Source organism: Euzebya pacifica (genome assembly GCF_003344865.1).
GTDB classification, from domain to species: Bacteria; Actinomycetota; Nitriliruptoria; order Euzebyales; family Euzebyaceae; genus Euzebya; species Euzebya pacifica.
The window spans coordinates 1,553,513-1,573,957 of record NZ_CP031165.1 but is presented as its reverse complement, the minus strand read 5'-3'; the positions used below and the strand labels follow the sequence as shown (position 1 = coordinate 1,573,957).

The following is a 20,445-nucleotide window of genomic DNA, read 5'->3' as shown; positions in this document are numbered from 1 at the left end:
GGCGGGGAGGGGCGGGCGGAGCGTCTGCGGCACCGGTGTGGTGCGGGTTGGCGGCGATGCCCCCACGGTAGGCCCCGGTCGGGCGCTCGATCCCGTGCCGGCCTGTACCGAGGGGAACCCGGGGTCAGGACTCGAGGACCCCGACCAGCCGTCGGTAGTCGGCCCGGATGGACCGACGGACCATCCATGCCAGCGGGCCGGCGGCCAGTCCGAAGAAACGGCCGGGTTCCCCGGTCACGACGGTCCGCACACGGCACCGGCCCTCGCCGACCGGCTCGACCGAGCGGCGGAAGGTGATCGGGAACCCACCGGCGACCCCGCCCTCGTCGACGCGGAGGGTGCGGGCAGCGATGACCTGCCCGTCGACGTACTCGGTCACCTCGAAGATCGAGCGCACGTCCCGCCCCATGAACCGGGCGTGCTGGCGGTACCGCGACCCGACACCGATGGGCGGCTCGTCGGCCAGCCACGTGCAGTCGACCATGCCCTTCTGCCATCGCGGGTTGTTGGTCGCATCGGCCACGAACGCGAAGGCGTCCGGGGCCCGCACGGCCACCTCGACAGCGGCGCTGGTCTCCATGACGGGCATGCCCGAAGTCTCTCGTGTGTGCGCCGCGACGGCCGAGGCGGCAGCGCGTCGTGGCGGGGACGGTGCAGTACGGTCCACCCGATGGTCGATCGCCCGTCCCTGCCGACCCCTTCACCGATGGTCATCGGCACGGTTGTCGCCGTGCTGGTCATCGTGGTGGTGACCGTGTGGGCTGCCGGCAACGGCGCCCAGGGCGACATCGATGCAGCCGTCCAGCGAGCCAGCGCCGCCGACGCCACCGCCGCCGAACTCCGTGGTGACCTCGCCGAGCTCCGGGGCGACCTGCAGGACCGAGCCGGGGAGATCGACCGCCTGCGGGACGAGCTCGAGGCGCTGACCACGGAGCTGGCCCAGTCACGCGCCGCTGGGTCGGAAGCCGCTGACGTGGCCGACGCGGCCGCGGCGGCCGAAGCCGACGCCAACGAGGACGCAGCCACGGCGTCGAGCCTCGCGGAGGTCACCTCGGCCGTTGCCGAGGCCGACGACGTCGAGATCGCCCTGCACGTCACCGACGTCGTCGACGGCAACGTGCTGGTCGGGTTCGACCTGCGCGAGATGCTGGCCGACGGCCCCGACGCCGGACGGGCCATCCAGGTGCGGTTGGCCGGGACCGATGCACCGGCGCCGGGAGACTGTCGGCACACCCAGTCCTCTGCCTTGACCGAGGCGTGGCTGGAGGCCACCGATGGTGACGTCCTCCTGCGGCGGCCGGCCGATGCGCCCGAGACCGACGCCCTGGGCCGCCGCCTGGCGGAGGTGCTGGCGCTCTCCAACCCCGACTCGTCGCTCAACGTCACCCTGACCGTGGCCGGCGAGGCGATCCTCGACACCGACCAGGTCGACGACGACCCGTTCCTGACCGAGCGGCTGCGAGTGGCCCAGGCCTCTGCGGAGGGCACCGGTGTCGGTGTGTGGGGCTGCGCGGAGAGTGTCCTGCTGGGAACCGCCCCGGCACCGACGACGTCCCCAGGTGCCACGCCGACGGCCGACCCCAGCCCGACCCCGACAGGCTGACGGCCCTTCTGTCAGCCTGCGTCGTGCTCGCTGCCGGGCCGCAACCGGACAAGGCCGCGGTAGGCCTGGAGCGCGGTGCGCCCCTCGTTGCAGACCGCGTCGACCTCCTCGCAGATCGGGACGTCGACACCGTGCTCGTGCGCGAGCTCCACCACGCTGCGGGCGGTCTTGACCCCTTCCGCCACCTGGCCGAGCACCTCGACGGCCTCCTCGATGGTGCGGCCCTTTGCCAGCTCCTCCCCCACCCGCCGGTTGCGGGAGCGCGGGGACATGCAGGTGGCGATCAGGTCGCCGAGCCCGGTCAGCCCGCTGAAGGTCGCCGGGTCGGCGCCCATGGCCAGGCCCAGCCGCGTGATCTCCGCCAGGCCACGGGAGATCACCAGCGCGCTCGTGTTGACGCCGACACCGAGCCCGTCGGCCATCCCCGCGGCGATCGCGACGATGTTCTTCAGGACCCCGCCGAGCTCGCAGCCGAGCACGTCGGTGTTGGTGTAGACGCGGAACCGCACCGAGGAGAACAGCGGCTGCAGTGACGCGGCGATGTCGGGGTCGGGGGTGGCGATGACCGCTGCCGCCGCCTTGCCCTCGAGGATCTCCCCGGCGATGTTCGGCCCGGCCAGCAGGCCGACCGGGTGGCCCGGCAGGCACTCGCTGATGACGTCGGTCGGGCGCATGCGGGTCGACTGCTCCAGGCCCTTGGCCAGTGACAGCACCGGGATCCACGGGCGGACGTGGGGGGCCGCAGCCTCCAGCGTCTCGCGGATCCCCTGCGTCGGCACGCCCACGACCAGGACGTCGGCCCGGGCGACGGCGTCGGCAAGGTCAGCGGTGGCTGCCAACGATGCCGGCAGGCGATGGTCCCCCAGGTAACGGCTGTTGGTCTGCCTGCTGGTGATCTCCTCCGCCACCTCGGCCCGCCGTGACCACAGCAACGTCGGGGTGTTCCCGCTCACCAGCGACGCCACCGTCGTTCCCCAGGACCCGCTCCCGAGGATCGTCACGTTGATGGGTCTGGTCACTGGGTGTCCCGTCCGTCGGCTCCGCTGCTGGCCATCGCTGCGTCGGAGGAGTCTAGGAGATGTCGGTGTCGACGAGCGGGGGTCCGGGGCATGATCGCGGCATGCCCGATGACGACAGCTGGTACTGGTGCTTCACCCACGACCGACCGGAGCACGGCAACGTGTGCCGTGCCATGGACCGGTTCGGCCCCTACCCCTCCGAGCACGCGGCACGCGAATGGAAGGAGTCGCGCGACGCTCGCGAGGAGAAGTGGGAGGCCGAGGACGAACGGTGGGAGGCATGGCCCGACGACAAGCCGGACGACAACCCCTAGCCTCCGGAGCATGACGGAGGGCTCGACGCTGGTGGCCGCAGATGTGCGGTCGACGACCGAGCGACGGCTGGTGGAGGAATGGGCGGCCGATGCCCATCCCGGCGCACCGGTGGTCGCACTGGAGGACGACCGCTTTCCTGCGGCCGTGGAGGGTGCGGGGCAGGTGGTCCCCGCGCGGGTCACGTGGCTGCCCGACGAACGCGGCGCCGGCGAACGCCTGAACCTCGGCGAGCTGCTGCTGCTGAGCGGGCCCCGCCGTCCCTGGCGGCCGTTGCAGGAGCTGATCACCCGGCGACGCCCGGACGGCGCGGTGGTCACCACCGGAACGCCGGCATCGACCGAACAGCTGCGGGGGCGATTCCTCCGGCGGTACGGCGACGAGGACCATGCGACCGCGCGGTTCCCTGCCTTCGTCGCGCGTCAGGCGGTCCTGGCCTGTGACCGCGCGGAACGACAGGTGCTCGGCAACCGGTACAAGGTGCCGAGGCTCATCGCCGAGCAGCTGCTGGACAGCACCTCCTTCGACATGGGCCTCCGCGAGCTGGCGGGCCAGCTCGGTCGCGACATCCGCGGGTTGCGCAAGGAGGCCAAGGCGGCGCTGGAGGAGCTGATCGCCGTCCAGTCGCCGCTGGCGATCGACGTGTGGCGCACCGTCCTGCGCCCCATGCACGCCAAGGCGTGGAACGTCGAGGTCGACGACTCGGCCCTGGACCACCTGCGCGAGCTGAACCGTGGGCACTCGCTGATCTTCCTGCCGTCACATCGCAGCTACGTCGACCCGCTGATCATCGCCGACGTCCTCCTGCAGCACGACCTCCCCCGCAACCACACCCTCGGTGGCGCGAACCTCTCCTTCTGGCCCTTCGGCCCCCTCGGCAAGCGAGCCGGCATCGTCTTCATCCGCAGGTCCTTCGGGGGCGACGAGGTCTACAAGTTCGCGGTCCGTCGTTACCTCGGCCACCTGATGGCCAAGAAGTTCAACCTCGAGTGGTTCATGGAGGGCGGCCGCACCCGCACCGGCAAGCTGCGCCGTCCCCGCTACGGGATCCTGCGCTACCTCGTCGACGGCCTCGACCTCCACGACGAGGCCGACCCGATCGTCGTCCCCGTGTCGCTGGTCTACGAGCAGCTGCACGAGGTCGCCTCGATGGCGGAGGAGGAGCAGGGTGGCACCAAGCAGGCCGAGGGGCTGGCCTGGTTCGCCCGGTACGTGCAGTCCCAGCAGCACCACCTCGGCGACGTGCTGGTCCGGTTCGGCCAGCCGATGTCGCTGCGGGATGCGCTGTCCGACGCCGGCGAGGGCCCGTCGCAGCTGGAGAAGGTGGCCTTCGAGGTCGCCACCCGCATCAACGACGTGACCCCGGCCACCTCCACCTCGCTGGTCTGCCTGGCCCTGCTCGGCGAACGTGACCGCGCCCTGACCGTGGAGGAGATCGGGCATCGGGTCACCCCACTGCTGGACTACCTCGACATGCGCGGCATCGAGCGTCCCAAGGACGACCTGCGCCATCCCATCGGGCTGTGCCGCACGCTCGGTCGGCTGCAGGACGCCGGGGTCGTGGAGGTCTTCGACGACGGCCCGACCCCGATCTGGTCGATCCGGACCGGCCGTCACCACACCGCGGCCTTCTACCGCAACGGCGCGCTGCACCACCTCCTCAACCGGGCCATCGTCGAGCTCGTCGTGCTGTACGTGGCCACGCTCCCCGATGGCGAGAACCACCTGGACCTGGGCTGGGAGGAGGCACTGCGCCTTCGGGACCTGCTGAAGTTCGAGTTCTTCTTCCCGACCAAGGCACGGTTCCGCGACGAGCTCGAGGCCGAGCTGCAGCTGCTGAGCCCGACGTGGAACCGCACCGACGGGCGGGCGGACCAGGCCGAGCGTGTCCTGCAACGCGCGCTGCGCACCGCCGAGGACGGCAGCTCCGCCGCACCCGCCGGGCCGCTCGTCGCCCACCACGTCCTGCGGTCCTTCATCGATGCGCAGGTCGTCACCGCGGCCGTGCTGGTCGACACCGACGGGCACATCGAGCCCGACACGCTGGTCGACCGCAGCCTGTCATACGGCCAGCAGATGCTGCGCCAGCGTCGTATCCACGGGGCCGAGTCGGTGTCACGCGAGCTGTTCGGCGGCACCGCGCTGCTGGCGGACAACCGCGGCCTGCTCGACGGTGGTCCGACGGCAGCAGCGGCCCGCGAGGCCTACCGCGAGGAGCTGGACACCGTGGTCCAACGGCTGCAGCGGATCGCCGACCTGGACCGACGGCCATGGCGGATCTCGGAGCACACCGTCGACCTGGACAGCCCCGCCCCTGCCGTGGCCGGAGGCACCGATGGCTGACCTCGACGAGCTCATCGACCGGATCCGCGAGGCACCACCCGGCCCCGGTGTCGCGGCCGTCTTCGACTACGACGGGACGCTGATCGACGGATTCTCCGGGCTGGCCTTCATCCAGGCGCGGGTCAAGGCGCTGGAGGTGGGCGCCCGCGAAGCGGCCCGGATCGCCCTGGCCGCCATCCGGGGGGTGCGGACGCCCGAGGAGTTCGACGCGTTCCTCGGGTGGTCGCTGGCCGCCTACGCCGGCCGGGACGTCGACGAGCTCCGCGGCTGGGGACGCGAGATCTTCGACAACGAGATCGCCCCACACCTGCGACCCGAGACCTGGGCGCTGCTGGAGGCCCATCGGGCGGCCGGCCACACGATCGTCATCGCGTCCAGCGCCACCATGCTGCAGATCGAGGCGATCGCGGAGATCACCGACGCCGACCACGTGCTGTGCACACAGCTGGAGGTCCTCGACGGGGTGGTGACCGGACGGGTCGACGGGGTGGCGCTGTGGAGCGAGCAGAAGTCGATCGGACTGCATGCGCTGGCCGAGACCGACGGCCTGGACCTCGCCGCGTCGTTCGCCTACTCCGACGGGGACGAGGACGTCCCGCTGCTGGAGGCCGTCGGCAATCCGGTCGCCGTGAGCCCACGTCCCCACCTCCGTCGCACCGCAGAGCAACGCGGCTGGCCGGTGCTCGTCGGGGACCGGACCTCGGCCAAGCCCACCCCGAAGTCGCTGGTCCGCACGGCGGCCGCCTACTCGGGGTTCTTCGGTGGCACCGCCATCGCGGCGGGCCTCGGCCTGCTGCGCCGGTCGCGCCGGACGTTCGTCGACACCGCCATCGGGTTCGGCTCGGACCTTGCGCTGACCGTCGCCGGCATCGATGTCGACATCGTCGAGGGTCGTGAGCACCTGTGGGCCCATCGGCCGTGCGTGTTCGTCTTCAACCACCGGTCCAACCTCGACAGCCTGATCATGATGAACGTCCTGCGCGAGAAGGTGACGGCTGTCGCCAAGCAGGAGGTCCGCAACATCCCCGGCTTCGGCCAGCTGTTCGCCGTCGGCGGGGTCGCCTTCATCGATCGCTCCGACTCCACCCAGATCCGCGAGGCGTTGCTGCCCGCGGTCGAGGCGCTGACGGAGGACGGCATCAGCCTGGCCCTGGCGCCCGAGGGGACGCGCTGGCGCACGCCCGGGATGGGACCGTTCAAGAAGGGTGCCTTCCACATCGCCCGACAGGCCGGCGTGCCGGTGGTCCCGGTGGTGATCCGCGGCGCAGGCACGTTGATGCCGCGCGGCGGGCAGCTGATCCAGTCGGGCCGCATCGAGGTGACGGTCCTGCCCGCGTCCCACCCCGCCAGCTGGGCAGAGGACGCGCTGACCAAGGAGGTCGAGGCGGTTCGCAGCCGCATGATGGACGCCCTCTTCGGCCGTTCCTGACCCTCCGACGACACAAACGGTCACGAAGGGGACGGTCTGGCCGACAGATCGTGCAGGAACTCGGGGGTCCGACGGTGAACGTCCGCAGCACGACCTCGCTGGCACGAGCCAGCACGGCACCCCGGAGGAACCTCGATGCTGCGAACCACTCTCCTGTCCGTCCTCGTGGGCCTGCTGGCGCTCGCGTCCCTGCCCGCCGGTGCCGTTGGCCCGGCGTTCGAGGACGTCGTGTCGACCGTGGACGGTGACACCGTCGAGGTGACCGGGACCGCGATCTTCGCCGCGGCCGACGGCCCGTTCGAGGTCGGTGGCAGCGTGACGGACTTCGCCAGCACCGAGCTCGGTGGTGCCATCGGCATCAACCTGCAGTCGGCGTCGGTCGACGTCCGTGACGACGGTGTGGAGTTCGTCTGGCAGCTCGAGGAGCTCGGCGAGGTCCCGCCGGAGGGTGTTCGCTACACGTGGGCGTTCACCGCCGGCGGCCAGTCCTTCCAGCTCCAGGCCAAGCGGTCGAACCTCGTGTCGGTCACGACGGCGGAGGACCCCGTCGGCCACGCCAACCAGGCAGCCAGCGGCGAGGACTGGTTCCAGCTGCGCGGCGCATGCCAGGAGTCCTACCAGGGCACGCCCGTCAGCGGCTGCTACCACCTGGCGTTCCTCGACGGCGCGTTCGACGACGACGCCAACACGGTCAGCATGTTCATGCCGTTCGACACCCGTGACGGCATCGACCGGGTCGTGGCGGCCGGCTTCCAGCCCGGCACCCTGATCGCCCCCGAGGAGACCGCCGGCTCCTCCATCACCGCCACCGTCCAGGCCGGCGTCTCCAACACCACCACGGAGTCATACATCAACGGCTGGGACGCCTTCTTCGCCGGCCGGACCGTCCAGGCGTTCGTGGGCAAGGCCGACACGGCCACACCCTCCTTCGGACAGGAGTGGACCGTCCTGGACCTCGACGACGACGGCAGCTTCGAGGGTTCGGTCACCGGCGTCGGCGGCGACCGCGACACCCTGCACCTGCGCGCCTGCGCCACCAACGCACCGTGCACCACCACATCGGTGCCCCTCGGCTGAGCACGGCCGTGACCGGCTGACACGTCGTCGGGGACCACGCACCAGCTTTGTCGCGTCGCCGGTCCGCCGTCGGGGGATACTGGGCACCCGATGGCGGCCATCCAGCTGAAGGGGGTGCGCAGGACCGCGCCCGACGGCACGGTCCTGCTGGACGACGTCGACCTGCGTGTCGGTCGCGACGAGCTGCTGGGCCTGATCGGCCCGTCGGGCGCGGGCAAGTCGACGTTGATGCGGGCCATCGCCGGTGTCGACCCGATCCACTCGGGTGTCGTCGGTATCGGCGGCGTGGACATGACGACGGTCGGGATGCGGGACCGCAACGTCGCGCTGGTCACCGACGCCCGTCGGCTGCGACGACTCATGTCGGTGGTGGAGGAGCTGGTGCTGCCAGCCGAGCTCCGCCGGCTCGACGACGAGGACGAGGCGACCGACCCACGGTGGTGGGCCCGAGGTCGGCGCGGGGGTCGGCGGACCGGCCGCCCCCTTGGCCCACCCGCGATCCCACGCCGGCTGATGTCTCGGGCGATGGAGCGGATGCCGACGGCGCTGCTGCTCGACGAGCCGCTGGCGGACCTCGGACCGGTGGAGCAGCGCACGCTGCTGGAGGAGCTCGCGTCGTTCCGCACCGCGACGGGCATCACCGTCGTGCTGGCCACCAACCATCACTGGCAGGTCATGCGGCTGGCCGACCGAGTGGCGGTGATGCGTGCCGGGCGGATCGAGACGGTCGCATCACCGGAGGAGCTGCGACGGCGGCCGTCCAGCACCTTCGTCGCCGGATTCGTCGGGGATCCGCCCCGCCGGTTCGTGGATGCCCGGGTGGCCGAGTCCAGCGGGCTGGGCTGGCTGGTCGTCGGTGCACAACGGCTGCGGGTACCGGGCGGGCTTCCCGGGCCGCTGCGCGAACGCCTGGACACCGTCGTGCGGTTGGCCGCGTCACCCGACCAGCTGTGGCTCTCCCGCCCCGAGGACCCTGTTGACCTGCGGCTCGCGGGGACGGTCGAGAGCGTCGTGCACCGCGGCAGCACGGACCACGTCATCGTGGACGTGGGGTCCGGACGATGGACGGGACGTGCCGACCCCGGGACCTCGCCCGCCGCCGGCGCAGCGGTCGAGCTGACGGTCGCGGTACGCCAGCTCAGCGCGTTCGACCCGACCGACGGTCGGGCCATCTGGCACGGCGACGGCGGCCCCTCGCCCGGCTGAACCCCGGCCACCGACGGAACCAGCGGGACCGTTTGTGGTCGCCTGCGTATCACGGGCCCCGCCGCCGGCTCAGGACGGGTGTACGCCCCCCAGGAAGGAAGCTCCCGTGTCCGACACCGTCCTCGCCCCGCTCGGTTGGCTGCTCATGTTCGTGGTCGGCCTGCTGCTGCTCCTCGCCCCCGGATGGTCCGGGCCGTCGGACAGCGAGCTGCCCGACGGCACGGTCATGGATGCGGTGGTGCAGGTCCCGGGGGGTTAGGCCATCGGGACGAACGGCGGGGTGACGTCGTCGTACTCCCAGGACAACGCGGAGTCGTCGAGGTCGATGACCCCGTCGATCATGCGGATCCGGCTGGTGATGATCCCCACCTGGCTGAGGCGCTTCACGTCGCCGAGCAGGGTCACGACACCACCGGCGACATGTGCGAGGACGGCGGGGTGGTCAAGGCCGTCGAGCACCTCACGCACGGCGTCCTGGATGTCGTCGTCGTCGCGGACCAGCGCTCGGAGGATGTCCCGACGGGTCACGATGCCGACATGCACGGCCCCGTCCATGACGACCAGGCGGTCGACGTCGTGGCGGGCCATCTCGCCCGCCGCCTCGCGCAGGGGGGTGTCCGCCTCGGTCACGAGCGCCGGACGGGTGCAGGCCTCGCCGACGGTCAGGGAGCCGTAACGACGTCGTGCCGCCGAGGCCTCCTTGCCGAACCGGTCGTCCGGCGGTGCGGCCTTGTCCAGCAGGTCGCGTTCGGACAGCACACCGACCACGCGACCTTCGGAGTCGATGACCGGCGCGCCGCTGATCCTGCCGTACAGCAGCAACGAGGCCGCGCCACGCAGCGGGAGGTCCTCCGCGAGCGCGAGCGGGTTCCTGGTCATGACATCGGCCACGACCATCGATCCCCGCCACCGGCGTGTCGTCGGGGCGGAACCGGCGACCCGGGTGGTCAGCGCCTCTGCCAGGCGCTCGGTGAGCCACTGGATCGTGCGCTGGGCCAGGGGATACATGCTCGTCAGGTCGATGGCGTCCCCGATGGGGCCCAACGGCGGGCGGTACTTGCCCACCACCACGAGGTCCATGGCCGAGGACGACAGGTCCTCGACCTCGATGGAGCCCTCGAACGCGGGCACGACCGCCGAGGCGTGGCCGGCGTCCCAGCGCAGCGGGATCGTGAGCCAGTGCTCCATCCGGCGGACCTCGCCCACGTGGACGGTGACCGACTTGTGCACCGGCAGACCGGCCAGCTTGGCGGGCAGGGGCACCGTGATCGAACCGTCCCCGGCAGGCGGGTCGAGCGGCGCGCCCGTCGCGGCCTGCAGGAGCTCGATCGTGTCGGCGACCAACACGTCCTTCAGCAGCTCGGGGTCACCGTGGACTCCCCTTCGTGCGAGCACCCAGCGTTCCATGACCAGCTCCCTTCAGCGATGGGATCGTTCCCATCCGTGACCCGAGCATCCCGCAGCGCGGCCTCGTTCATCAGGGCCGGAGGGCCCGAAGCGTCGTGGACCAACGACCCTGCGTGCGGTCTGCGCACGACGTTCACTGGCAGGGCCGTCGCACGAACGTGCACGGTCGAGGAACGACGAACGGAGCAACGATGTCGGACGCACGCCAGCGCAGCACCACCCCCGTGGTCGAGCTGTCCGTCGAGGGACATGTCGGAAGCGACCAGCGGGAACGGGCTGTCGAGCACGTCACCGGCGTGCTGGAGTCCCACGGCGTCGATGCGACATCGATCGAGATCCGCCTCGAGCAGGCGATCCCCCACCCCCGACGGCGGGCCCACGGGCGGGCCACCGCCGAGATCCCCGGTCATGTGCTGGTCGTGCACGCCGACGCCGACACCCTGGACGAGGTCGTCGCACAGATGACCACCAAGCTGCGCCAGCGCCTGGACCACACCGTCGACCGCCGCCGCACACGACGTCGCCGTGCCCGCACCGCAACGCCAGCGCTGCACACCGAGACCACGTCGAACGATCGGGCCGACACCCGACAGGCGGGATGATGATGACGGCCACCTCCACGGTCGTCGACGGCAACGCGGCTGCCGCCCGCGTTGCGCACGCCCTCAGCGAGGTCGTGGCGATCTATCCGATCACCCCGGCCTCGCCGATGGGCGAGCTGGCCGACGCATGGTCGTCGGCCGGTCGGCGAAACCTCTGGGGGTCGGTCCCCCGCGTCGTGGAGATGCAGAGCGAGGCCGGTGCTGCCGGTGCGCTGCACGGTGCCCTGCAGCGCGGGTCGCTGGCCACGACGTTCACCGCATCGCAGGGGCTGCTCCTGATGCTGCCCAACATGTTCAAGATCGCCGGGGAGCTGACCCCGGCGGTCATCCATGTCGCGGCACGAACCGTCGCCACGCACGCGCTGTCGATCTTCGGCGACCACTCCGACGTGATGGCGGTGCGGTCCGCCGGCTGGGCGATGCTGGCCTCCTCCTCGGTGCAGGAGGCCCAGGACCTCGCGGCGGTGGCCCACGCGACGACCCTGAGGACCCGTGTGCCGTTCCTGCACTTCTTCGACGGATTCCGCACGTCCCACGAGCTGAACCGCATCGATGTGCTGGACGACGACACCCTCCGGTCGCTGATCGACGAGGCCGCGGTCACCGCCCACCGGGGACGGGGGCTGGACCCTGCGGCCCCTGTGCTGCGGGGGACCGCACAGAACCCTGACGTGTTCTTCCAGGCCCGTGAGGCCGCCAACCCCTTCCACGATGCCGTCCCGGCGGCGGTCCAGTCGACCATGGACCGGTTCGCGGAGCTGACCGGACGCCGCTACCGGCTCGTCGACTGGATCGGCCACCCCCGTGCCGAACGGGCGGTGGTCCTGATGGGCTCCGGCACCGGCGCCGTCGCCCAGACCGTCCGGCACCTCGCCGAGCGCGGGGAACGCGTCGGTGCCGCGGTGATCAGGTTGTACCGGCCCTTCCCCGCCGAGGCGCTGCTCGCAGCGCTGCCGTCGACCGTCGCCCGTGTCGCGGTCCTGGACCGAACCAAGGAGCCGGGCGCGGTCGGCGAACCGTTGTTGACCGACGTGATCGCAACGCTCGCTGGCGCGGTCATGGACGGCTCCCGACCCGCGGATCGACTTCCCGTCGTCGTCGGCGGGCGCTACGGCCTGTCGTCGAAGGAGTTCACCCCGGCCATGGTCGCCGGGATCCTCGATGCGCTCGCTGCCGAACACCCGCCGGCCCGGTTCACCGTCGGGATCACCGATGACGTGACCAACCTGTCGTTGCCACCCTCGACCGACCTCGACCTGCCCAGGGCGGCCGGCGACGTCGACGCAGTGTTCTACGGCCTCGGCAGCGACGGCACCGTCGGTGCCAACAAGAACACCGTCAAGATCGTGGGCGAGCACACCAGCCTCCACGCGCAGGGCTACTTCGTGTACGACTCACGCAAGTCCGGCGCCCAGACGGTCTCGCACCTGCGCTTCTCGGCGTCCCCCATCGAGTCCACGTACCTCGTGGACGGCGCCGACTTCGTGGCCTGTCACCAGTTCGGGTTCCTCGGGACCCGGGACGTCCTGGGCATCGCCCGACACGGGGCGACGGTCCTGCTGAACGCACCGTTCCCCGCCGACATGGTGTGGGATGCGCTTCCCGCACCCGTCCAGCAGCAGATCATCGACAAGGACCTGCAGGTCCACGCCATCGAGGCGCACCGCATCGCCCGTGAATCGGGCCTCGGCGGCCGCATCAACACCGTCATGCAGCCCTGCTTCTTCGCCCTGGCCGGCATCCTGCCCGACGACGAGGCGATGGCGGCCATCCGCGCGTCGATCCGTCGGACCTACGGCCGGGGCGGCGAGGAGATCGTGGAACGCAACCTCCGCGCCGTCGACCTCGCGATCGCGGCGCTGACCCCCGTCCCCGTCGGCTCGGCGGTGACCTCGACGATGGGCCTGCGCCCGCCGGTGCCCGATGGCGTGCCCGACTTCGTCGAACGGGTCACCGCCAGGATGCTGGCAGGCGAGGGCGACCTGCTGCCCGTCAGCGCCATGCCGATCGACGGCACCTTCCCGACCGGCACGACGCAGTACGAGAAGCGCGCGATCGCCAGTGAGATCCCCGTCTGGGACCCAGACCTGTGCATCGACTGCGGCAAGTGCGCGATCGTCTGTCCCCACGACGCGATCAAGATGAACGTCTTCACCCCCGATGCGCTCGAGGGCGCCCCGGAGGGCTTCCTCGCCAAGCCGTTCCGGGCACGCGAGCTCGAGGGCGACCACCTGCTGACCATCCAGGTCGCACCCGACGACTGCACCGGGTGCACGGTGTGCGTCGGCCAGTGCCCTGCGGTGAGCAGGACCGACGCCAGCCACAAGGCCATCACCATGGCGCCGGTGGAGGACCACCGCGACCGCGAACGGGCCAACCTGACGTTCTTCGAGTCGATCCCACGTCTCGACCGCGACGCCCTGCCCCACGACACCGTCAAGGGGTCGCAGGTCCTGCAGCCCCTGTTCAGCTACTCCGGCGCCTGCGCCGGTTGTGGCGAGACGCCGTACCTGAAGCTGCTGACCCAGCTGTTCGGCGACCGCATGGTCGTCGCCAACGCGACGGGATGCTCCTCGATCTACGGCGGCAACCTCCCGACCACCCCATGGGGTCGCAACGACGACGGTCGAGGTCCGGCGTGGTCCAACAGCCTGTTCGAGGACAACGCCGAGTTCGGCATGGGCCTGCGGCTGGGCTACGAGCAGCAGCGTGACACGGCCCGACAGCTGCTGACCGAGACCGGCGCCGTCCTCGGCGACGGGCTCGTCGCCGAGCTGCTCGGTGCCGACCAGTCCACGGAGCCGGGCGTGCGGGCCCAACGCGAACGTGTCGCGGCCCTGCGGCGGGCGATCGCCGACGCGGAGCCCGACCAGAGGCTGGATCGGCTGGACACCCTCGCGAACGCCCTCGTGCGTGCCGACACGTGGCTCGTGGGCGGCGATGGATGGGCCTACGACATCGGTTTCGGCGGCCTCGATCACGTCCTGGCCTCCGGCCTGGACATCAACGTGCTGGTGCTCGACACCGAGGTGTACTCCAACACCGGCGGGCAGGCCTCCAAGGCCACCTCCCGCGGCGCCGTGGCCAAGTTCGCCTCGTCCGGCAAGCCCACCGCCAAGAAGGACCTGGGCATGCTGGCCATGCAGTACGGCACCGTGTACGTGGCGCAGATCGCGCTGGGGGCCAACGAGACTCAGACGATCCGCGCGCTCCAGGGCGCAGCCGACTGGCCGGGACCCTCGCTGGTGCTCGCCTACTCGACCTGCATCGCCCACGGGTTCGACATGGGCGAGTCCATGACGCACCAACGGGACGCCGTGAAGAGCGGCTACTGGCCGCTGTACCGGTTCGCCCCGACCGAGGAGGCACACGGCAAGCCGTTCCACCTGGACTCGCGCAAGCCGTCGTTGCCGTTGTCGGCGTTCACCGGGCAGGAGGCTCGCTTCGCCATGCTGCAGCGGACCGATCCCGTCCGGGCGGCGCACCTGCTCACCCTGGCGCAGTCCGACGTCGACGAGCGCTGGCGGTACTACGAGCAGCTTGCCGGCGTCGAGCGCACGGTGCCGCACGAACCAGGCGCCGTCGTCGACACCGACGGCATCGCCAACGAGGAGGTCATGTGATGGATCTGACGACCACGTACATGGGGCTGCAGCTGCGGTCCCCCATCGTCGCCTCGGCCGGTCCGTTGACCGGTCGGCTCGACGGCGTCCGCGCGCTCGTCGACGCGGGGATCGGGGCCATGGTCCTGCCGTCGCTGTTCGAGGAACAGGTCGTCCACGAGGGGCTGGCGACCAGCGACCTGATGGCCGACCATGCCGCCAGCCCCGAAGCGTCCTCCTACTTCCCCGACATCCAGGGCAACGACTCCGTCGCCGACCGCTACGTGCGGCATCTGGAGGAGGCGCGGCGGGCAGCCGACGTCCCCGTGATCGCCAGCCTCAACGGCACGAGCGCGGCCGGGTGGGAACGCTACGCCCGGCTGCTGCAGGATGCGGGGGCCGACGCCCTGGAGCTGAACCTCTACCGCGTCGCGGCCGACGTCCACTGCAGCGGTGCGGCGCTGGAGCAGGAGCAGCTCGAGCTCGTCCGGGCGGTCCGTGGTGCGCTGATGATCCCGTTGGCCGTGAAGGTCAGCCCCTTCTACAGCTCGTTCGCCCACATGGCCGCCGGCTTGGTCGACGCCGGCGCCGATGCGCTGGTGCTGTTCAACCGCTTCTACCAGCCGGACGTGTCGCCGATGACCCGCGAGATCGTGCCCTCGCTGGAGCTGTCCTCGTCCTCGGAGCTGCGGTTGCCGCTGCGGTGGCTGGGGCTGCTGCACGGTCGCCTCGACGCCGACCTGGCGGCGACGACCGGGATCCACTCGGGCCTCGACGTGGCCCGGGCGCTGCTGGCCGGCGCGGACGTGACGATGATGACGTCGGCGTTGCTGCGCAACGGCCCCGCCCATGTCGCGACGTGCGAGCAGCAGCTCGTGGACTGGGCTGTCGAGCACGGCTACGAGTCCGTCGCCCAGCTGCGCGGCAGCGCCAGCCAGCAACGGGTCAGCGACCCGGCGGCGTTCGAACGGGCCAACTACGTGGAGGGCCTGATCGCCTTCGCCAACAGCTTCCGCTGACCCGGTCGCGGCGACGGGGAGTGGGGTCGCCGACACACCACACGGCCCCCGGTTCGATGCCGGGGGCCGTGTGCGGTGCGTGGTGGCGAGCGGTCAGTCCGACGCCCCCTGCAGCACCGCCTGCGCCGCGGCGAGCCGGGCGACGGGAACGCGGAACGGCGAGCAGCTGACGTAGTCGAGCCCGGCCTCGTGGCACCAGGCGATCGACCTCGGGTCGCCGCCGTGCTCGCCGCAGATGCCCGCAGCGAGGTCGGGCTTCACGGCACGGGCACCGCTGATGGCGATCTCCATCAGCTGGCCGACGCCGTCGGGGTCGAGGTGGCCGAACGGGTTGTCCGCCAGCACGCCCGTGCGCAGGTACTCCAGCAGGAAACCCGACTCGGCGTCGTCACGGCTGATGCCGAACGTCATCTGGGTCAAGTCGTTGGTGCCGAAGGACAGGAAGTCCGCCTCGCCGGCCAGCTGGCCGGCGGTGATGGCGGCCCGAGGGGTCTCGACCATGGTGCCGATGACGATCGGGACCTCGACGCCGTGCTCGGCGAGGACGGCCGCCGCTTCCGCCTCCACGATCTCCCGTGCGGTACGCAGCTCACCGACGTGGCTGACGAGCGGGACCATGATCTCGGGCCGCGGGTCGAGCCCTTCGGTCACCGCCGCGCACGCAGCCTGCACGATCGCCCGGGTCTGCATGCGCAGGATCTCGGGGTGCACCAGGCCCAGCCGGACGCCGCGGAGGCCGAGCATCGGGTTGGCCTCCTGCAGGGCACGGACGCGGTCGTCGAGGTCCTCGTCGGCACGCAGGCCACCGAGCAGCTCGTCGACGTCGGCGAGGGACCCCGCCGCGGTCAGCCGGATCTTGGCGTCGGTGATGCGCGATCCGAGCTCCTCGTGGGTGGGCAGGAACTCGTGCAGCGGCGGGTCGAGCAACCGGATGATGACCGGCAGGCCGTCCATGGCCCGCAGCAGCCCCAGGAAGTCGCCCTCCTGCATGGGCAGGAGCTCCTCGAGGGCGTCTCGACGGTCAGCGGTCGTCGTGGCCGTGATCATCCGCTGCATGATCGGCAGGCGGTCGGCCTGGAAGAACATGTGCTCGGTGCGGCACAGCCCGATGCCCTCGGCGCCGTAGCCACGCGCACGCTCCGCGTCGACGGGGTAGTCGGCGTTCGCCCGGATCCCGAGCCGCCGGACCTCGTCGGCCCATCCCAGGAGGGTGGACAGCCACTCGTCGGACAGGTCGGGGACGACGGTGTCCAGCCGCCCGATGAAGACCTCGCCGGAGCTGCCGTCCAGCGACAGCCAGTCCCCCTCGCTGATGACGACCTCGCCGTGCTCGGTGGCGACAGTGGCGGTGTGCGTCGTCATGTCGATGTCCAGGGCGGCCACGCCGACCACGGCGGGCTTGCCGAACTGGCGGGCAACCAGCGCTGCGTGGCTGGTCCGCCCGCCCCGTGTGGTCAGGATGCCCTTGGCCGCCAGCATGCCGTGCACGTCGTCGGGCTTGGTCTCGGCGCGGACGAGCAGGACGTCCCTGCCCTCCGCCGCCCAGGTCACCGCGACGTCGGGATCGAAGGCGACGACCCCGACCGCGGCGCCCGGCGAGACGTTCAGGCCCGTCGCCAGCGCACGACCGTCGGCGATGGCAGCGGCCCTCGAGGTCGCGTCCAGCTGGGGGTGCAGGAAGAAGTCGACCTGGTCGGGGGTGACCCGCGCGAGCGCCTCCGCTTGGGTGATCAGGTCCTCGGTGGCCAGGTCCACCGCGATGCGGACGGCCGACCGGGCCGTGCGCTTGCCGTCACGGGTCTGCAGCAGCCAGAGCGTGCCGGCCTCGATGGTGAACTCGATGTCCTGCATGTCGCGGTAGTGCAGCTCGAGGACCCGCGCGATGGTCTCCAGCTGGCTGTAGGACGCCGGCATCAGCTCGGCGAGGTCCTCGATGGGCCGGGTGGCCCGTGTACCCGAGACGACGTCCTCTCCCTGGGCGTTGACCAGGAAGTCGCCTTCCAGGCCGGGGGCGCCGGTCGACCCGCTGCGGGTCATCGCCACACCGGTGGCGGAGTCCTCGCCGAGGTTGCCGAACACCATCGTCTGCACGTTGACGGCGGTACCCAGGTCGTGGGCGATGCCGGCGGCGTTGCGGTAGTCCACGGCGCGCTTGCCGTTCCAGGAGGAGAAGACGGCTTCGACGGCCATCCGCAGCTGCTCCATGGGGTCGGTCGGGAAGCGGACGGCGATGCGGCGGAACGCCTGCACGACGCCGTGCAGGTCCTCCACCGTCAGCTCGGCGTCGGTGGCCACTCCCCGTGCGGCGCGGGCCTCGTCGAGCACGTGCTCGAACAGGTCGTCTCGCAGGCCGAGGACGACGCTGCCGAACATCTGGATGAGCCGCCGGTAGGAGTCCATGACGAAGTGCTCGTCACCGGTGAGGGCGATCAGTCCCTTGGCGGTCTCGTCGTTCAGGCCGATGTTGAGGACGGTGTCCATCATGCCGGGCATGGAGAACTTGGCCCCGGATCGGCACGACAGCAGCAGCGGGGAGGAGGGGTCGCCGAACCGCTTGCCGGTGCTGGCCTCGACCGCCTGGAGCGCGTCGGCCACCTGGTCCCACATGCCGTCGGGCGGGACGTTGCCGGCCTCGAGGTGGGCGAGGCAGGCCTCGGTCGTCACGGTGAAGCCGGGGGGGACGGGGATGCCCAGCCGGGTCATCCCGGCGAGGTTGGCGCCCTTGCCGCCGAGCAGGCTCCGGACGGCATCCCAGGAGCCGTCCAGCGACGCCTCGACGGCGTCGAGTCGGTCGAAGGGGTGGACCCAGGTCGGGGTGGTGGTGATGGACACGTGAACGCTGCTCCCCGGGCGGATGTCCACCCGATCGACGGCTGCCCTGCGGACGCAGGGCCTGCGGTCACCATGGCCGCCCGGGCAGGTCGGGAGGCAGGCCGAAGGGCCCCGCCCCGGTCGACCAAGGTCCCGGAACGTCACCGGGAACGGGTGGACACGCTTGGGGTCGGCGCGCGTGGGTAAAGGTCTTCTCATACCTACCCCCGATCCAGAGGAGCTGACGAGGATGCGCAAGCTGACCTTCGCCCTAGGTGCCGCAACCGGTGCCGCGATCATGTACCTGCTCGACCCCAACAACGGCGAGACCCGTCGCCGCGATGCCCAGCAGCGTGCCCGCGAGCTGGCCGACAGCCCGCAGGCCCAGAAGCTGGCCGGCCAGGCCATCGAGGCCACCCGCTCGGTGACCGAGACGGCCCCGGGCTCGGACAGGGAGCTCGTCGACAAGGTCCGCACCGAGGTGCTCGGCCGTGATGACTTCAGCGACCTGGTCATCAACGTCGACGCCCACGAGGGTTCCGTGAGCCTCCGTGGCACCGTCGACGACGCCGACCGACGCGACCGCCTGGTCAACGAGGTCAGCAACGTGACCGGCGTCGACGCCGTGGCCAGCTACCTGCACGCCAGCGACCAGCCGGCCCCCAACATGACCAGCTGACCCGACCTGCAGACCCCCGACGACCCGTGGACCAGTCCACGGGTCGTCCGCGTTCCAGCCCCCGGAGGCGTGTCGCCTGAGTCGCAGCAGGGTCGACTGAGCCGACACGGGGCGGGCTGCGGGTGACGTGACCTCGCGGGTGACCGAGCTACCGACCAGCTGAGCGGGCATGCTCGCACCATGACCGACCTGACTGCCGTGAACGCGTGGACGGCGCGGCTGTGGGCAACGACCGACGAGGTTGAGCTGTCGAGACACCAGACCCCGACCAACCTCGGCCGGATCCGTGCGGCCGCGCTGGACTCTGCGACCGAGGCGGTTCGGCCCGAGTACGTCCCTGTCCCGCCGGATCACGTGGCACGGCTGGCGGCGATGGCCGAGCAGCTGGAGGGCAAGGACGCCCCGTTCCTCAGCCTCGTCACGCAGTCCCTCGACACCACGCTGGGGTTCGCGCGAGCCCTGTCGGATCGCGGTGCCGACGCGATCACCGCCTTCGGTGAGGCCGAGTACGGCACACCGACTCCGGACCTGGTTGCCCACGCCGAGGACGTGCTGGCGACTCCTGCGGCAGACGACCCGACCGATGACCCGACCGACGAGAAGGAGCGAGCCACGGCGATCGACGCCACGGCCCTGGCCGACCTCGTCGATCGGGTCCTCGCGTGGATGGGCGTACGCGGCTGGACCGCGATCGTCCGGGAACGGTCGATCGCTCGGATGGCGGTGGCCTCCAGCGCAAGGGAGGTGCGGATCCGCGCGGACAGCACCTTCTCGGCTGCCCAGCTTCCCGGCCTGATCGTCCACGAGGTCGGCACCCACGTGCTCCGGGCCGACGAGGGGTCGCGCCAACCCCTCCAGATGCTTGCCCGCGGCCTGCCCGGTTACCTCGAGACGGAGGAGGGGCTGGCCACCCACCACGAGGCGCAGGTCGACCCACGACCGAAGCGCCTGCGCACGTTCGCGCTACGCGTCCTCGCGGCCGACGCCGCGCTGCGGGGCGGTCTGGCCGACGTCATGGGGCGGCTGACCGACCACGTCGACCCTGCCACCGCGTTCCCGATCGCCATCCGGTCCAAGCGCGGCATGGCTGACCTGACCGTGCCCGGTTCCCCGCTGAAGGACGTCGTCTACCTGCGGGGCCTCCGGTCCGTCGGCAACCACTTGGCGGACCACCCCGGTGACCACGCACTCCTCATGGCCGGCAAGCTCGGCCTGCCCCACCTCGACCTCGCCCGCAGGCTGCAGGCCGACGGCCTCCTCACGACCGCCGAGCCCCGGGTGCAAGAGCTCCAGGACGCGGTCCGGGCAGCGGTCCCGCCGTGGGTCGGCTGACGCC

The 20,445-nt window shown here is 71.4% G+C and carries 16 protein-coding genes; 12 read left to right on the top strand and 4 right to left on the bottom strand.

All coding sequences use genetic code 11. The features are described from left to right. Positions 1-124: 124 nt before the first annotated feature. A complete protein-coding gene (locus DVS28_RS06450; protein ID WP_114590730.1) occupies positions 125-589 on the bottom strand; it encodes an SRPBCC family protein in 465 nt (154 codons plus the stop codon). Positions 590-670: 81 nt separating this feature from the next. On the opposite strand from DVS28_RS06450, the gene DVS28_RS06445 reads away from it, so the two are divergent. Further along, the gene (locus DVS28_RS06445; protein ID WP_164710013.1) at positions 671-1,603 is read left to right on the top strand and encodes a hypothetical protein; all 933 of its coding nucleotides are present in this window, start codon (positions 671-673) and stop codon (positions 1,601-1,603) included. A gap of 11 nt (positions 1,604-1,614) precedes the next feature. On the opposite strand, the gene DVS28_RS06440 is transcribed toward DVS28_RS06445, so the two are convergent. Next, on the bottom strand, positions 1,615-2,622 hold the full coding sequence (locus DVS28_RS06440; RefSeq protein ID WP_114590728.1) for an NAD(P)H-dependent glycerol-3-phosphate dehydrogenase: 1,008 nt from the start codon (positions 2,620-2,622) through the stop codon (positions 1,615-1,617). Positions 2,623-2,723: 101 nt separating this feature from the next. Between DVS28_RS06440 and DVS28_RS06435 the strand changes: the two genes are divergently transcribed. The 6 genes from DVS28_RS06435 to DVS28_RS28225 all read left to right on the top strand — a co-directional run bounded on the left by DVS28_RS06435 (position 2,724) and on the right by DVS28_RS28225 (position 9,248). Continuing rightward, a complete protein-coding gene (locus DVS28_RS06435; protein WP_216826439.1) occupies positions 2,724-2,936 on the top strand; it encodes a hypothetical protein in 213 nt (70 codons plus the stop codon). A gap of 10 nt (positions 2,937-2,946) precedes the next feature. Continuing rightward, a complete protein-coding gene (locus tag DVS28_RS06430; RefSeq protein WP_114590726.1) occupies positions 2,947-5,277 on the top strand; it encodes a glycerol-3-phosphate 1-O-acyltransferase in 2,331 nt (776 codons plus the stop codon). Next, a complete protein-coding gene (locus DVS28_RS06425) occupies positions 5,270-6,706 on the top strand; it encodes an HAD-IB family hydrolase (RefSeq protein WP_114590725.1) in 1,437 nt (478 codons plus the stop codon). Before DVS28_RS06430 ends, DVS28_RS06425 begins: the two co-directional genes overlap by 8 nt. Positions 6,707-6,841: 135 nt before the next feature. Beyond that, positions 6,842-7,783, top strand: coding sequence for a hypothetical protein (locus DVS28_RS06420; protein ID WP_114590724.1), 942 nt, complete (start codon positions 6,842-6,844; stop codon positions 7,781-7,783). Positions 7,784-7,873: 90 nt separating this feature from the next. Beyond that, complete coding sequence (locus DVS28_RS06415) at positions 7,874-8,989, top strand: ATP-binding cassette domain-containing protein (RefSeq protein WP_114590723.1); 1,116 nt, start codon at positions 7,874-7,876, stop codon at positions 8,987-8,989. A gap of 106 nt (positions 8,990-9,095) precedes the next feature. Next, the gene (locus DVS28_RS28225) at positions 9,096-9,248 is read left to right on the top strand and encodes a hypothetical protein (protein ID WP_164710012.1); all 153 of its coding nucleotides are present in this window, start codon (positions 9,096-9,098) and stop codon (positions 9,246-9,248) included. Here DVS28_RS28225 and DVS28_RS06410 read toward each other — a convergent pair. Beyond that, entirely contained in the window at positions 9,245-10,396 is a 1,152-nt protein-coding gene (locus DVS28_RS06410; RefSeq protein ID WP_114590722.1) for a CBS domain-containing protein, read from the bottom strand. The genes DVS28_RS28225 and DVS28_RS06410 overlap by 4 nt on opposite strands. Positions 10,397-10,587: 191 nt before the next feature. On the opposite strand from DVS28_RS06410, the gene DVS28_RS06405 reads away from it, so the two are divergent. From DVS28_RS06405 to DVS28_RS06395, 3 genes are read left to right on the top strand one after another with little or no spacing between them, the layout of a single operon-like run. Further along, positions 10,588-10,998: a hypothetical protein gene (locus tag DVS28_RS06405; protein WP_114590721.1), complete on the top strand. Its 411-nt coding sequence runs from the start codon at positions 10,588-10,590 to the stop codon at positions 10,996-10,998. Between the two features lie 2 nt (positions 10,999-11,000). Then, positions 11,001-14,621, top strand: a complete 3,621-nt coding sequence (nifJ, locus tag DVS28_RS06400; protein ID WP_216826438.1) for a pyruvate:ferredoxin (flavodoxin) oxidoreductase — start codon at positions 11,001-11,003, stop codon at positions 14,619-14,621. Continuing rightward, a complete protein-coding gene (locus DVS28_RS06395) occupies positions 14,621-15,619 on the top strand; it encodes a dihydroorotate dehydrogenase-like protein (RefSeq protein WP_216826437.1) in 999 nt (332 codons plus the stop codon). Before nifJ ends, DVS28_RS06395 begins: the two co-directional genes overlap by 1 nt. A gap of 93 nt (positions 15,620-15,712) precedes the next feature. Here the strand turns inward: DVS28_RS06395 and ppdK are convergent, their stop codons facing one another. Next, positions 15,713-18,451 carry a pyruvate, phosphate dikinase gene (gene ppdK, locus DVS28_RS06390; RefSeq protein WP_245973581.1) on the bottom strand — a complete coding sequence of 913 codons (2,739 nt, stop codon included), beginning with the start codon at positions 18,449-18,451 and terminating at the stop codon, positions 15,713-15,715. A gap of 229 nt (positions 18,452-18,680) precedes the next feature. Between ppdK and DVS28_RS06385 the strand changes: the two genes are divergently transcribed. Then, positions 18,681-19,109 carry a BON domain-containing protein gene (locus DVS28_RS06385; RefSeq protein WP_164710011.1) on the top strand — a complete coding sequence of 143 codons (429 nt, stop codon included), beginning with the start codon at positions 18,681-18,683 and terminating at the stop codon, positions 19,107-19,109. Between the two features lie 180 nt (positions 19,110-19,289). Beyond that, a complete protein-coding gene (locus DVS28_RS06380; RefSeq protein WP_114590716.1) occupies positions 19,290-20,441 on the top strand; it encodes a tyrosine/phenylalanine carboxypeptidase domain-containing protein in 1,152 nt (383 codons plus the stop codon). Positions 20,442-20,445: the final 4 nt, after the last annotated feature.